Raw genomic sequence first — 12205 nt, 5'->3', positions numbered from 1 at the left:
TAATCAGGGGTTTTCTGCCGACTTTTGGGCAGTGACCCCCTCCCGGGCATCGACGTTGCCATCATGGCAGTGCATGCGATCCCAAAAACAATAATGGCGTACCCGTCGATACGGGTGCGTGCAGTCCATGGCCGCCATCGAAATCCGTAACGTCAAAAAACGCTATCAGGCGTTGCAGGCGCTCAAAGGCGTCAGCTTCTCGATCGAAGAAGGCGAATTCTTCGGTCTGCTCGGGCCCAACGGCGCCGGCAAGACTACGCTGATCAGCATTCTTGCGGGCCTTGCGCGCGCGGATTCGGGCAACATCAGCGTGCTCGGTCACGATGTGGTGCGCGACTACCGCAACGCCCGTCGCAAGCTCGGCGTGGTGCCGCAGGAACTCGTCTTCGATCCTTTCTTCTCGGTGCGCGAAACGCTGCGTATTCAGTCCGGCTATTTCGGACTCAAGCGTAACGACGACTGGATCGACGAAGTGATGGCTAACCTCGATCTGACCGACAAGGCGAACGCGAATATGCGTCAGCTCTCGGGCGGCATGAAGCGACGCGTGCTGGTGGCGCAGGCGCTGGTGCATCGCCCGCCGGTGATCGTGCTCGACGAGCCGACCGCTGGCGTCGACGTCGAACTGCGTCAGACACTCTGGAAGTTCATCTCGCGCCTGAATCGCGAAGGTCACACCATCGTACTGACCACCCACTACCTCGAAGAAGCCGAAGCGCTGTGCGACCGCATCGCCATGCTCAAGCGCGGTGAAGTCGTAGCGCTCGAACGTACGGCGTCGCTGTTGCAGCGGTTTGCCGGCACGCGCCTCGTACTGCGCTTCAAGCAAGGCACGTTGCCTGCCGAGCTGCGTCCGTTGCTGGTCGACGGCCAGGATACGGGCGGGCATCAGTTCGCGTTGCGTCTGTCGGGCTGCGACGAAGTGGAATCCATTCTCGCCACCTGCCGTGCGGCGGGCGGTATCGTCGAGGACATCGACATTCAGAAGGCCGATCTCGAGGACGTATTCGTGCAGATCATGTCGGGCTCGCGTGCACAGGAGGTGACGGCATGATCGGCTTTCGCACGCTGTTCTACAAGGAAGTGCTGCGCTTCTGGAAGGTGAGCTTCCAGACCGTGGCCGCGCCGGTGCTCACCGCGCTGCTGTATCTCATGATCTTCGGCCACGTGCTCGAAGATCGCGTGAAGGTCTACGACCAGATCACGTACACGTCCTTCCTCGTGCCCGGGCTGGTGATGATGAGCGTGTTGCAGAACGCGTTCGCGAACAGTTCGTCGTCGCTGATCCAGTCGAAAATCACGGGCAATCTCGTATTCGTGCTGCTGCCCCCGCTCTCGCACTGGGAGATGTTCGGTGCGTACGTGCTGGCGGCGGTCGTGCGCGGGCTGGCGGTCGGGTTCGGTGTTTTCGTGGTGACGGTCACGTTCACGCATCTCACGTTTGCCGCACCGCTTTGGATCATCAGCTTCGCCTTCCTCGGCGCGGCGATTCTCGGCACGCTGGGGCTGATCGCGGGCATCTGGGCCGAGAAATTCGACCAGCTCGCCGCGTTCCAGAACTTCCTGATCATGCCGGCGACGTTCCTCGCGGGCGTGTTTTACTCGATTCATTCGCTGCCGCCTTTGTGGCAGGCTGTCTCGCATTTCAACCCGTTCTTCTACATGATCGACGGGTTCCGGTACGGCTTCTTCGGCGTGTCCGACGTGGCCCCGACGACGAGCCTCACCGTTGTCGGCGCGACTTTCCTGATACTCGCAACCGTGGCGCTGAATCTGCTGCGCCGCGGCTACAAACTGCGTCACTGAACTTCTCCAGGATCAGCAATGCTGCCTACCCCCGAACAAATCAAGCAGTACATCGAAGCCGGTCTGGCTTGCGAACACGTGGCCGTCGAAGGTGACGGTCAGCACTTCTTTGCGACCATCGTGAGCGCACAGTTCGAAGGCAAGCGCCTCATCGCGCGCCACCAACTCGTGTACGGCGCGCTGGGCGACCGCATGAAGGCCGAAATCCACGCGCTCTCGATGAAGACGCTCACGCCGGCGGAGTATCAGGCGCAATGAGGATTACGCAAGAAAACGCTGGCGCCGCCGGCAACGGTGAGATTGTCGCCGGCGAGCTAGTGGCCGCGGACCACCTGGAAATCGAAGGCGGCGAGCGGCTGGCAGGAGAGATTACGGTCTCGGGCGCCAAGAACGCGGCGCTGCCCATTCTGTGCGCGAGCCTGTTGACGGCCGAGCCGCTGGTGCTGGGCAATGTCCCGGATCTGCACGACGTGCGCACCATGCTCACGCTGCTCGCGCGCATGGGCGTGAAGGTCGAGCGCCACGGCGAGTCTGTGACGCTGGATGCTTCGCAGATCACCGAACCGGCAGCGCCCTACGATCTGGTCAAGACCATGCGGGCGTCGATTCTGGTGCTCGGTCCGCTGCTCGCCCGTTGCGGTGAGGCGCGGGTGTCGCTGCCGGGCGGTTGCGCCATCGGTGCGCGGCCCGTCGATCAGCACATCAAGTGCTTGCAGAAGATGGGCGCCGAGATCACGCTCACGCATGGCGACATCGTCGCGCGCGTGTCGCGTCTGCGCGGCGAGACGCTGGTGACCGACATGATTACCGTCACGGGCACGGAAAACCTGCTCATGGCGGCGACGCTGGCCGACGGCGTGACCGTGCTGGCCAATGCCGCGCGCGAGCCGGAAGTGACCGATCTGGCGCATCTGCTCGTGAAGATGGGCGCGAAGATCGAAGGCATCGGCACCGATCGTCTGGTGGTGACCGGTGTGGCCCGCCTGCATGGGGCGACGCACGACGTCGTGCCCGATCGTATCGAGGCGGGCACGTTCCTGTGCGCGGCCGTTGCCACGCGCGGGGATATCACGCTGCGCCGTGTGGTGCCGGGTACGCTCGACGCCGTCATCGAGAAGCTGCGGGAAACCGGCGCGAACGTGACCGGCGGTGCGGACTGGCTGCGCGTGCAGATGGATCGCCGCGCGCAGGCGGTGAGTTTCCGGACGTCCGAATATCCGGCGTTCCCGACCGACATGCAGGCGCAGTTCATGGCGCTGAACTGCATTGCACAAGGCGCGTCGCAGGTCGTCGAGACGATCTTCGAGAACCGCTTCATGCACGTGCAGGAATTGACGCGTCTGGGCGCGAATATCGGCATCGAAGGCAACACGGCGCGCATTTCGGGCGTCGAGCGCCTGTCCGGTGCGCATGTCATGGCCACCGACCTGCGTGCGTCCGCCAGCCTGATCGTCGCGGGGCTGACGGCCGATGGCCGCACGATCGTCGACCGTATTCATCACCTCGATCGCGGCTATCATCGTATCGAGGCCAAGTTGTGCGCCGTGGGCGCGCGAATCCGGCGTGTCGAAGCACGCCAGGGAGAGATTGCATGAGTTCCGCCAAGTCGGCTACGTCGGCCAAGCCGCTAGCCCAACCGTTGACGCTGGCGCTCTCGAAAGGGCGTATCTTTACGGAGACGCTGCCGTTGCTGGCAGCCGCCGGCATCGAAGTCACGGAAGACCCGGAGACCTCGCGCAAGCTGATTCTGCCGACGACCGATCCGAACCTGCGAGTCATCATCGTGCGAGCGACGGACGTGCCGACGTACGTGCAGTACGGCGCGGCCGACTTTGGCGTGGCGGGCAAGGACGTGCTCATCGAGCACGGCGGCGGCGGTCTGTACCAGCCGATCGATTTGAACATTGCGCGTTGCCGCATGTCTGTGGCTGTACCGAACGGCTTCGATTATGCCAACGCGGTACGTCAGGGCGCGCGCCTGCGGGTGGCGACCAAGTACGTGCATGTGGCGCGTGAGCACTTCGCGGCGAAGGGCGTGCACGTCGACCTGATCAAGCTGTACGGCTCGATGGAGCTGGGCCCGCTCGTGGGTCTGGCCGACGCGATCGTCGATCTGGTGAGCACCGGCGGCACGCTGCGGGCCAACAATCTGGTGGAAGTGGAAGAGATCATGGACATCTCGTCCCGCCTCGTGATCAATCAGGCTGCGCTCAAGTTGAAGCGCGAGTCGTTGCAGCCTATTCTGGATGCCTTCGAGCAGGCGTCCCGGCAAACAGCATGAAACTCGACATTCGCAAACTCGATTCGACCGCCGAAGGCTTCGCGAAGCAGTTGCGCGACGTGCTCGCGTTCGAGGCGAGCGAAGACGCCGCCATCGACCGTGCGGCCGCTGAAATCCTCGCTGATGTGAAGACCCGCGGTGACGCGGCCGTCATCGAATACACCAACAAGTTCGACCGTCTGAGCGCGCCTGACATGGCGGCGCTGGAGCTGCCGGCCGACGTGCTGGCCGCCGCGCTCGAGAGTCTCGAGCCGAAGCGTCGCGCAGCCCTCGAAGCCGCGGCGGCGCGCGTGCGTGCCTATCACGAGAAGCAGCGCATCGAATGCGGCAGCCATAGCTGGCAGTACACCGAGTCCGACGGCACGGTGCTGGGCCAGAAGGTCACGCCGCTCGATCGCGTTGGCATCTACGTGCCGGGCGGCAAGGCGGCGTACCCGTCTTCCGTGCTGATGAATGCGATTCCGGCGCGCGTGGCCGGCGTCAAGGAAATCGTCATGGTCGTGCCCACGCCGGATGGCGTGCAGAACCCGCTGGTGCTCGCTGCGGCGCACATCGCCGGGGTGGACCGCGTGTTCACCATCGGTGGCGCGCAGGCGGTCGGCGCGCTGGCGTACGGCACCGCGACGGTGCCGGCGGTGGACAAGATCGTCGGGCCGGGCAATGCCTTCGTGGCCGCCGCCAAGCGCCGTGTGTTCGGTACCGTCGGTATCGACATGATCGCCGGTCCGTCGGAAATTCTCGTGATCTGCGACGGCTCGACGGACCCCGACTGGGTCGCGATGGACCTGTTCTCGCAAGCCGAGCACGACGAACTCGCGCAGTCGATCCTGCTGTGCCCCGACGCCGATTACATCGCCCGCGTGTACGCCTCGCTGGAGCGTCAGATCGACGACATGCCGCGTCGCGACGTGATCGCCGCATCGCTGCAAGGCCGTGGCGCGCTCGTGAAGGTGCGCGATATGGCGGAAGCCTGCGAGATCGCCAACGTGATCGCTCCCGAGCACCTCGAAATCTCCGCCGAGACGCCGCAGCAGTGGGGCGACAAGATCCGCCACGCCGGTGCGATCTTCCTCGGCAAGTTCACGAGCGAAAGCCTGGGCGACTACTGTGCTGGTCCGAACCACGTGCTGCCGACGTCGCGTACCGCGCGTTTCTCGTCGCCGCTGGGTGTGTACGACTTCATCAAGCGTTCGAGCCTCATCGAAGTGAGCGAGGGCGGTGCCCGCATGCTCGGCGAGATCGCGGCCGAACTGGCGTACGGCGAAGGCCTGCAAGCGCACGCGCGCAGTGCCGAATACCGTCTGCATCACGAGTCCTGACATGCGCGACGACGCCCTGCGGCCCGCGTATTGTCAATCGACGCCGGCCACGGCCCGGCGTCGGACCCGCGCAAACGCCCCCCTTTCCCTGTTGTTGCTGCCGCTGCCAGCCCGCTTGATGCGGGCTGTGCTGCGCGCTGTCGTGTCCATCGTTGGCCTGTTCGGCTTCGGACTGGCTGCCAGCACGGCCGCGCATGCGGCCGGTAATTACTGTCAGCACGCCACGTTCGAAGGCGCCTCCGTCGAGAAGATGACGGTGTGCGTGCGACGTCAGGCGTTCGATAACGACGTCTACGTGCTGCGGCTGGACGGCAAGACCGCGTTGCGCGGCACCGACGACGAGGTCGCGCACGGCGTGTTCGGACGTGTAGGCAACCGACTCGTCGCCATGCGTTGCGAAGCCGAGGAGTCTCGGACCCGGGTGAGCCCGGCCGTGGCGCAGGCGCTGTCCTGGCAGACGGGCGTGCGCGTGCAGCGTATTACCGATGCCCTCGGCAGCGTTGAGACCGGTCGGCGCTGTACCGTCAAGATCGACGGTGCGGACGCCGGGTTGCTCACGTTCGCCTTCAACTGACCCTCACCTTCGGCCAACGTCATTCCCTCACACTCATCGCCATGTCCGTCAGCCAAGTGATCCGCCCCGATGTGCTCGCCATGAGCACGTACCCCGTGCCCGATGCCAGCGGCTTCCTCAAGCTCGACGCCATGGAGAATCCCTACGGCCTGCCCGATGCGCTGCGCATCGCGCTGGGGCAGCGGCTGGCCGACGTGGCGCTCAACCGCTACCCGGCGCCTCGCCCGCAGGCACTGCTGGAGAAGCTTGCCCGCACGATGCGCGTGCCGGCCGGGGCGAAGCTGCTGCTGGGCAATGGCTCGGACGAAATCATCAGCATGATCGCCATGGCGACGGCGCGCCCGGGCGCGGCGGTCATCGCGCCGATGCCGGGGTTCGTGATGTACGAGATGTCGTCGCGCTTTGCGGGCATCGAGTTTGTCGGCGTGCCGCTGCGTCCCGATTTCTCGCTCGATATGCCGGCGATGCTGAATGCGATCGCGGCGCATCCGGGCGCGGTGGTGTATCTGGCGTATCCGAACAACCCGACGGGCAACCTGTTCGCCGACGCGGATATCGAGACGCTGGTGCGTGCCGCCGGCAATGGGCTCGTGGTGATCGACGAGGCCTACCAGCCGTTCGCCGGCAAGACGTGGATGCCGCGCGTGATGGAATTCCCGAACCTGCTGGTCATGCGCACCGTCTCGAAGCTCGGCCTGGCGGGCATCCGTCTGGGTTATGTCGCAGGCAGCGTCGAGTGGCTGGACCAGCTCGACAAGGTGCGTCCGCCCTATAACGTCAACGTGTTGACGCAGGCGTGCGCCGAATTCATGCTCGATCATCTCGACGTGCTCGACGCCCAGGCGGCCGAATTGCGCACTGAGCGCACGCGGCTGGCGGCTGCTGTGGCGGCGCTGCCGGGGGTGACGGTGTTCCCCAGCGACGCCAATTTCCTGCTGGTGCGTGTGCCGGAAGCCGACAAAACCCACGCTGGCCTGCTCGCGCACAAGGTGTTGATCAAAAACGTGGGTAAAATGCACGTATTGCTGGCCAATTGCCTCAGATTGACGGTCGGCACCCCCACGGAGAATGCAGCCATGGTCAGCGCCCTGGCGGCATCGCTCTAACAAGCTATACGACGAGAACTCACCATCATGCGCATTGCGGAAGTCGTTCGCGATACCAGCGAAACGCAAATACGCGTCAAGATCGACCTGGACGGCACCGGCCGTAAGACCCTCGATACCGGCGTGCCGTTTCTGGACCACATGCTCGACCAGATCGCGCGCCACGGCCTCATCGATATGGATATCGAGGCCAAGGGCGATACCTACATCGACGACCACCATACGGTGGAAGACGTCGGTATCACGCTGGGCATGGCAGTTGCCAAGGCCATCGGCGACAAGAAGGGTATCGTGCGCTACGGCCATAGCTACGTGCCGCTCGACGAAGCGCTCTCGCGCGTGGTGATCGACTTCTCGGGTCGTCCGGGCCTCGAATTCCATGTGCCTTTCACGCGCGCTCGCGTGGGCAACTTCGACGTCGACCTGCTCATCGAATTTTTCCGCGGCTTCGTGAATCACGCGGGCGTCACGCTCCATATCGACAACCTGCGCGGCATCAACGCCCATCACCAGTGCGAAACGGTGTTCAAGGCGTTCGGTCGCGCATTGCGCATGGCGGTCGAGATCGATCCGCGTGCGGCGGGTGTCGTGCCGTCCACGAAGGGTAGCCTCTGAAAGTTGCCAAAGGTCTGTGAGCGGTTCGTGATGCCAGCCTGAGCGGCGTCACGCGCCGGATAGCCCGCCGGCCGAAAGTCCGGTGCCCCTGCGAAGATTCATCGACCGGCCGGACGCCGGTGATCGTGCCCCATGCGCTCCGGATCGTCCGGTGGCCTCCTATGACGCTCGACGCCTTCAAGTTCTTCATCTCGCTGCTGGCGCTGATCAACCCGCTTGGGGCGATCCCGCTGTTCATCAGCCTGACGTCCGCGCAGACGCGCGAAGAGAAGCGCCATACGATCAAGGTCGCGGCGATTGCCGTGGCGCTGGTGGTCGCGGGGTCGGGCCTGTTCGGCGAGGCGATCATTCGCTTCTTCGGCATCTCGATTGCGTCGCTGGAAGTCGGTGGCGGCGTCATCATGTTGCTCATGGCGGTGAACATGATCAACGCGCAGACGGGCAACACCCGGGCGACGGCGGAAGAGCGTCATGAAGCGGAGGAGCGGCCGAACATCGCCGTGGTGCCGCTCGCGATCCCGCTGCTGACCGGTCCGGGCACGATCAGTACCGTGATCATCTACTCGGGACGCGCGCACGGCTGGGCGCAGATTCTGGCGCTCATGGCGATCGGCGTGGGTGTCGGGGCGGTGTGCTGGGTGGCGTTGCGCAGTGCGAGCCGGATCGAAGGCTGGCTCGGGCGCACGGGCATCAACATCGGCACGCGTCTGATGGGGTTGATCCTCTCGGCGCTGGCCGTGGAATTCATTATCGATGGTTTGAAAATACTGCTGCCGGGTTTGAGATGAATAAGATTGCGATTGTCGACTACGGAATGGGCAACCTGCGCTCGGTCTATCAGGCGCTGCGGGCCGCAGCCCCCGAGGCCGACGTGAGCATCAGCAGCGACGCCGCCGAGATTCGCGCTGCCGACCGCGTGGTGCTGCCGGGTCAGGGCGCGATGCGCGACTGCATGGGCTGCCTGAACGAATCGGGTCTGCGCGAGGCGGTCGTCGAGGCCGCCGCCACCAAGCCGATGTTCGGCGTGTGCGTGGGCGAGCAGATGCTGTTCGACATGTCGGACGAGGGCAACACGCCCGCGCTCGGCCTGCTGCCGGGGCGCGTGGTGCGTTTCGACCTCGAGGGCCAGGTGCAGGACGACGGCTCGCGCTTCAAGGTGCCGCAGATGGGCTGGAACCGTGTGCGCCAGACGCAGGGCGGTCACCCGATCTGGGCCGGCGTGCCCGACGACAGCTACTTCTACTTCGTGCACAGCTACTACGTTGTGCCCGCCAAGCCCGAACTGACGGCCGGCGAGACGGTCTATGGAGTGCCCTTTACCTGTGCTGTGGCCCAAGATAATATCTTCGCCACTCAGTTTCACCCGGAAAAGAGCGCCCAGGCCGGCCTTGCGCTTTATCGCAATTTTGCGCAGTGGAAGCCCTGATGAAGTCCCGTGCGGTATGGCGGCTCCCGGTTTCCTCCCAGAGCGTGCTCTCCATCACGGCTTATACTGTGTCATGTTGATGAACCCGATCCCGATGCGCCGTTGTCCGGCAAGACCGGGGTCGGTTTTGTGTTGTCCGCGTACTTCGCGAATCCCTTTTACTTCCCACTAGCGACGTTTCACGATTGCCTATGCTGCTCATCCCGGCCATCGACCTTAAAGACGGTCAATGTGTTCGCCTTAAACAAGGCGACATGGATCAAGCCACCGTATTCTCGGAGGACCCCGCCGCCATGGCCCGACATTGGGTCGATCAGGGCGCGCGCCGTCTCCATCTGGTGGACTTGAACGGCGCATTTGCTGGCAAGCCGCGTAACGAAGCGGCCATCCGCGCCATCATTCAGGAAGTGGGCGCCGACATCCCAGTGCAACTGGGCGGCGGCATTCGTGACCTGGGTACCATCGAGCGCTACCTCGACGACGGTCTGTCGTACGTCATCATCGGTACGGCGGCGGTGAAGAACCCGGGCTTCCTGCGCGATGCGTGCAGCGCGTTCGGCGGCCACATCATCGTCGGCCTCGACGCCAAGGACGGCAAGGTCGCCACCGACGGCTGGAGCAAGCTCACCGGCCACGAAGTCGTGGATCTGGCGCGCAAGTTCGAGGATTACGGCGTCGAGTCGATCATCTACACCGACATTGGCCGCGACGGCATGCTCCAGGGCATCAACATCGACGCGACCGTGCGCCTCGCGCAGGCCGTGACGGTGCCGGTGATCGCCAGCGGCGGCCTGTCGAATCTGGGCGATATCGATGCCCTTTGCAAGGTCGAAAGTGAAGGCGTCGAAGGCGTCATCTGCGGCCGTGCCATCTACTCGGGCGATCTGAATTTCTCGTCGGCGCAAACGCGTGCAGACGAGCTTTCCGAAGGAGCGGCATAAGCGAGACGACGGCTTGTGCCGTCTCGCTTGCCAACATCATGGCTCTCGCTAAACGCATCATCCCGTGTCTGGACGTGACGGCCGGCCGCGTGGTCAAGGGCGTCAACTTCGTCGAACTTCGCGACGCGGGCGACCCCGTCGAGATCGCCCGCCGTTATGACGAGCAGGGCGCTGACGAACTGACGTTCCTCGACATCACCGCGACCTCCGACGGACGCGACCTCATCTTGCCGATCATCGAAGCGGTGGCCTCGCAGGTCTTCATCCCGCTGACGGTGGGCGGCGGCGTGCGCGAAGTGGCGGACGTGCGACGTCTGCTCAACGCGGGTGCCGACAAGGTCAGCATGAACTCGTCGGCGGTGGCGAACCCGCAACTGGTGGCCGACGCGGCTGCCAAGTACGGCTCGCAATGCATCGTCGTCGCGATCGACGCCAAGCGTGTCTCGGCCGACGGCGAAGCGCCGCGCTGGGAAGTCTTCACGCACGGCGGGCGCAAGAACACGGGCCTGGACGCCGTGGCCTGGGCGAAGCAGATCGAGGCGCTGGGCGCCGGTGAGATCCTGCTCACGAGCATGGATCGCGACGGTACCAAGAGCGGCTTTGATCTGGCGCTTACGCGTGCGGTGTCCGATGCCGTGAGCATTCCCGTGATCGCCTCGGGCGGCGTGGGATCGCTGGCCGATCTGGCTAACGGTGTGACCGAAGGCCATGCGGACGCCGTGCTCGCTGCGAGCATCTTCCACTACGGTGAGCACACGGTCGGCGAAGCGAAGCGCTTCATGGCCGACAAGGGCATTTCGGTACGCCTCTGAACGGAAATCGACGCATCATGACCCAGGATTGGCTGAACAAGGTAAGTTGGGACGCGCAGGGCCTCGTGCCCGTGATCGCGCAGGAAGTCGGCAGCAACGACGTGTTGATGTTCGCCTGGATGAACCGGGAAGCGCTGGCGCGCACGGTGGAACTTGGCGAAGCCGTCTATTACTCGCGCTCGCGCAAGCGTCTGTGGCACAAGGGCGAAGAGTCGGGCCACGTGCAGAAGGTGCACGAGATCCGTCTCGATTGCGATGAAGACGTGGTGCTGCTCAAGGTGACGCAGAACGACGGGATCGCGTGCCACACCGGCCGTCATTCCTGCTTCTTCCAGAAGTTCGAGGGCAACGTCGAGGAAGGTCAGTGGACCACCGTCGAGCCGGTGCTCAAGGACCCCAGCAAGATCTACGACAAGTGAGCACCATGAACGATACGCTCGAACGTGTTGCCGAAGTGATCGCCTCGCGCCGCGGCGGCGATCCGGACAAGTCGTACGTTGCCCGTCTGTTCCACAAGGGCGACGACGCCATTTGCAAGAAGATCGGCGAAGAGGCCACGGAAGTCGTGCTCGCGGCCAAGGACATCCGCATTGGCGGAGCCGACGATCTGCGCCAGAAGCTGGTCAGCGAAACTGCCGATCTGTGGTTTCACTGCATGGTGCTGCTCGCGCATCACGACCTGAGCCCGAACGAAGTGCTCGCCGAGCTGGCGCGCCGCGAAGGATTGTCGGGACTTGTCGAGAAAGCACAACGCGGTACGCGCGGCGAACACGCGGACTGATTCTGCGGTTTTGCCGGCGACATTTTCATCTGTCCGACACTGCTGCCCCCGACCGTTTCGTGACGTCGGGGCGCGCAGGCTCTCAGTAGGAGGCGCTTCATGAACGATCCGCATAGCCCCGGCTCGTCCGGCTCCCCCGGCAGCCCGGACCATCCCTATACCCCCTATACCTCTCAACCGCCCAATATCGTGAATGCGCCTACCGAGGAGCAGGAGCGTGCGATGCGCAAGCTCACGCACGTGCTCTACGCGCTCTATGCCTTGTTCTGGCTCACGGGCGGTGTGACGGCCATCGTGGCCATCATCATCAACTACATCAAGCGCGACGACGCGGTCGGCACGCTTTACGCCTCCCACTTCACGTGGCAGATCCGCACCTTCTGGTGGTCGGTGGTCTGGGGCGTGATCGGTTTCGCGCTGGCGTTCGTGCTTGTCGGCTTTGCGATTCTCTGGGCGTTGCTCATCTGGACGCTGTACCGGATCGTCAAGGGCTGGCTCTATCTGAACGACGGCAAACCCATGTATGTGAAGCGCGTCTGACGAC

The 12205-nt window shown here is 64.1% G+C and carries 16 protein-coding genes; all 16 read left to right on the top strand.

Annotated elements, in window-relative coordinates:
* Positions 1-127 precede the first annotated feature (127 nt).
* The 16 genes from A9762_RS12300 to A9762_RS12225 all read left to right on the top strand — a co-directional run bounded on the left by A9762_RS12300 (position 128) and on the right by A9762_RS12225 (position 12201).
* Positions 128-1054 carry an ABC transporter ATP-binding protein gene (locus A9762_RS12300; RefSeq protein WP_069342325.1) on the top strand — a complete coding sequence of 309 codons (927 nt, stop codon included), beginning with the start codon at positions 128-130 and terminating at the stop codon, positions 1052-1054.
* Positions 1051-1806: an ABC transporter permease gene (locus tag A9762_RS12295; protein WP_139133194.1), complete on the top strand. Its 756-nt coding sequence runs from the start codon at positions 1051-1053 to the stop codon at positions 1804-1806. Before A9762_RS12300 ends, A9762_RS12295 begins: the two co-directional genes overlap by 4 nt.
* An 18-nt stretch (positions 1807-1824) precedes the next feature.
* Positions 1825-2064, top strand: a complete 240-nt coding sequence (locus tag A9762_RS12290) for a BolA family protein (RefSeq protein ID WP_044457291.1) — start codon at positions 1825-1827, stop codon at positions 2062-2064.
* Complete coding sequence (gene murA, locus A9762_RS12285) at positions 2061-3401, top strand: UDP-N-acetylglucosamine 1-carboxyvinyltransferase (RefSeq protein ID WP_139133193.1); 1341 nt, start codon at positions 2061-2063, stop codon at positions 3399-3401. Before A9762_RS12290 ends, murA begins: the two co-directional genes overlap by 4 nt.
* Complete coding sequence (hisG, locus tag A9762_RS12280) at positions 3398-4087, top strand: ATP phosphoribosyltransferase (RefSeq protein ID WP_044457289.1); 690 nt, start codon at positions 3398-3400, stop codon at positions 4085-4087. Before murA ends, hisG begins: the two co-directional genes overlap by 4 nt.
* Positions 4084-5406 (top strand): histidinol dehydrogenase, encoded by a 1323-nt coding sequence (gene hisD / locus A9762_RS12275; protein WP_069342323.1) that lies wholly within the window; start codon positions 4084-4086, stop codon positions 5404-5406. Before hisG ends, hisD begins: the two co-directional genes overlap by 4 nt.
* 1 nt (position 5407) lies before the next feature.
* Positions 5408-5980, top strand: coding sequence for a hypothetical protein (locus tag A9762_RS12270; protein ID WP_069342322.1), 573 nt, complete (start codon positions 5408-5410; stop codon positions 5978-5980).
* A gap of 41 nt (positions 5981-6021) precedes the next feature.
* Positions 6022-7086 (top strand): histidinol-phosphate transaminase, encoded by a 1065-nt coding sequence (gene hisC, locus A9762_RS12265; RefSeq protein ID WP_069342321.1) that lies wholly within the window; start codon positions 6022-6024, stop codon positions 7084-7086.
* Between the two features lie 27 nt (positions 7087-7113).
* Complete coding sequence (gene hisB, locus A9762_RS12260; protein WP_047906164.1) at positions 7114-7701, top strand: imidazoleglycerol-phosphate dehydratase HisB; 588 nt, start codon at positions 7114-7116, stop codon at positions 7699-7701.
* Between the two features lie 161 nt (positions 7702-7862).
* Positions 7863-8489, top strand: coding sequence for a MarC family protein (locus A9762_RS12255; RefSeq protein ID WP_069342320.1), 627 nt, complete (start codon positions 7863-7865; stop codon positions 8487-8489).
* Positions 8486-9127 carry an imidazole glycerol phosphate synthase subunit HisH gene (gene hisH / locus A9762_RS12250; protein WP_069342319.1) on the top strand — a complete coding sequence of 214 codons (642 nt, stop codon included), beginning with the start codon at positions 8486-8488 and terminating at the stop codon, positions 9125-9127. The genes A9762_RS12255 and hisH overlap by 4 nt, the downstream gene beginning before the upstream one ends.
* A 191-nt stretch (positions 9128-9318) precedes the next feature.
* On the top strand, positions 9319-10068 hold the full coding sequence (gene hisA / locus A9762_RS12245) for a 1-(5-phosphoribosyl)-5-[(5-phosphoribosylamino)methylideneamino]imidazole-4-carboxamide isomerase (RefSeq protein WP_069342318.1): 750 nt from the start codon (positions 9319-9321) through the stop codon (positions 10066-10068).
* A 38-nt stretch (positions 10069-10106) separates the two neighbouring features.
* A complete protein-coding gene (gene hisF, locus A9762_RS12240) occupies positions 10107-10880 on the top strand; it encodes an imidazole glycerol phosphate synthase subunit HisF (RefSeq protein WP_069342317.1) in 774 nt (257 codons plus the stop codon).
* A 17-nt stretch (positions 10881-10897) separates the two neighbouring features.
* Complete coding sequence (gene hisI / locus A9762_RS12235) at positions 10898-11299, top strand: phosphoribosyl-AMP cyclohydrolase (RefSeq protein ID WP_069342316.1); 402 nt, start codon at positions 10898-10900, stop codon at positions 11297-11299.
* A gap of 5 nt (positions 11300-11304) precedes the next feature.
* Positions 11305-11661: a phosphoribosyl-ATP diphosphatase gene (locus A9762_RS12230; RefSeq protein WP_069342315.1), complete on the top strand. Its 357-nt coding sequence runs from the start codon at positions 11305-11307 to the stop codon at positions 11659-11661.
* A 222-nt stretch (positions 11662-11883) separates the two neighbouring features.
* Positions 11884-12201 (top strand): hypothetical protein, encoded by a 318-nt coding sequence (locus A9762_RS12225; RefSeq protein ID WP_069342314.1) that lies wholly within the window; start codon positions 11884-11886, stop codon positions 12199-12201.
* Positions 12202-12205: the final 4 nt, after the last annotated feature.

This window comes from Pandoraea sp. ISTKB (assembly GCF_001721285.1).
Lineage (GTDB): Bacteria > Pseudomonadota > Gammaproteobacteria > Burkholderiales > Burkholderiaceae > Pandoraea > Pandoraea capi.
This window is presented reverse-complemented; position numbering and strand designations above follow the sequence as displayed.

Coding starts and splice junctions, on each gene's coding strand:
- A9762_RS12230 (WP_069342315.1), top strand. CDS start 11,305: ATGAACGATACGCTCGAACGTGTTGCCGAAGTGATCGCCTCGCGCCGC.
- hisI (WP_069342316.1), top strand. CDS start 10,898: ATGACCCAGGATTGGCTGAACAAGGTAAGTTGGGACGCGCAGGGCCTC.
- A9762_RS12295 (WP_139133194.1), top strand. CDS start 1,051: ATGATCGGCTTTCGCACGCTGTTCTACAAGGAAGTGCTGCGCTTCTGG.
- hisH (WP_069342319.1), top strand. CDS start 8,486: ATGAATAAGATTGCGATTGTCGACTACGGAATGGGCAACCTGCGCTCG.
- A9762_RS12225 (WP_069342314.1), top strand. CDS start 11,884: ATGCGCAAGCTCACGCACGTGCTCTACGCGCTCTATGCCTTGTTCTGG.
- A9762_RS12300 (WP_069342325.1), top strand. CDS start 128: ATGGCCGCCATCGAAATCCGTAACGTCAAAAAACGCTATCAGGCGTTG.
- murA (WP_139133193.1), top strand. CDS start 2,061: ATGAGGATTACGCAAGAAAACGCTGGCGCCGCCGGCAACGGTGAGATT.
- hisB (WP_047906164.1), top strand. CDS start 7,114: ATGCGCATTGCGGAAGTCGTTCGCGATACCAGCGAAACGCAAATACGC.
- hisC (WP_069342321.1), top strand. CDS start 6,022: ATGTCCGTCAGCCAAGTGATCCGCCCCGATGTGCTCGCCATGAGCACG.
- hisA (WP_069342318.1), top strand. CDS start 9,319: ATGCTGCTCATCCCGGCCATCGACCTTAAAGACGGTCAATGTGTTCGC.
- hisG (WP_044457289.1), top strand. CDS start 3,398: ATGAGTTCCGCCAAGTCGGCTACGTCGGCCAAGCCGCTAGCCCAACCG.
- A9762_RS12270 (WP_069342322.1), top strand. CDS start 5,408: ATGCGCGACGACGCCCTGCGGCCCGCGTATTGTCAATCGACGCCGGCC.
- A9762_RS12255 (WP_069342320.1), top strand. CDS start 7,863: ATGACGCTCGACGCCTTCAAGTTCTTCATCTCGCTGCTGGCGCTGATC.
- A9762_RS12290 (WP_044457291.1), top strand. CDS start 1,825: ATGCTGCCTACCCCCGAACAAATCAAGCAGTACATCGAAGCCGGTCTG.
- hisD (WP_069342323.1), top strand. CDS start 4,084: ATGAAACTCGACATTCGCAAACTCGATTCGACCGCCGAAGGCTTCGCG.
- hisF (WP_069342317.1), top strand. CDS start 10,107: ATGGCTCTCGCTAAACGCATCATCCCGTGTCTGGACGTGACGGCCGGC.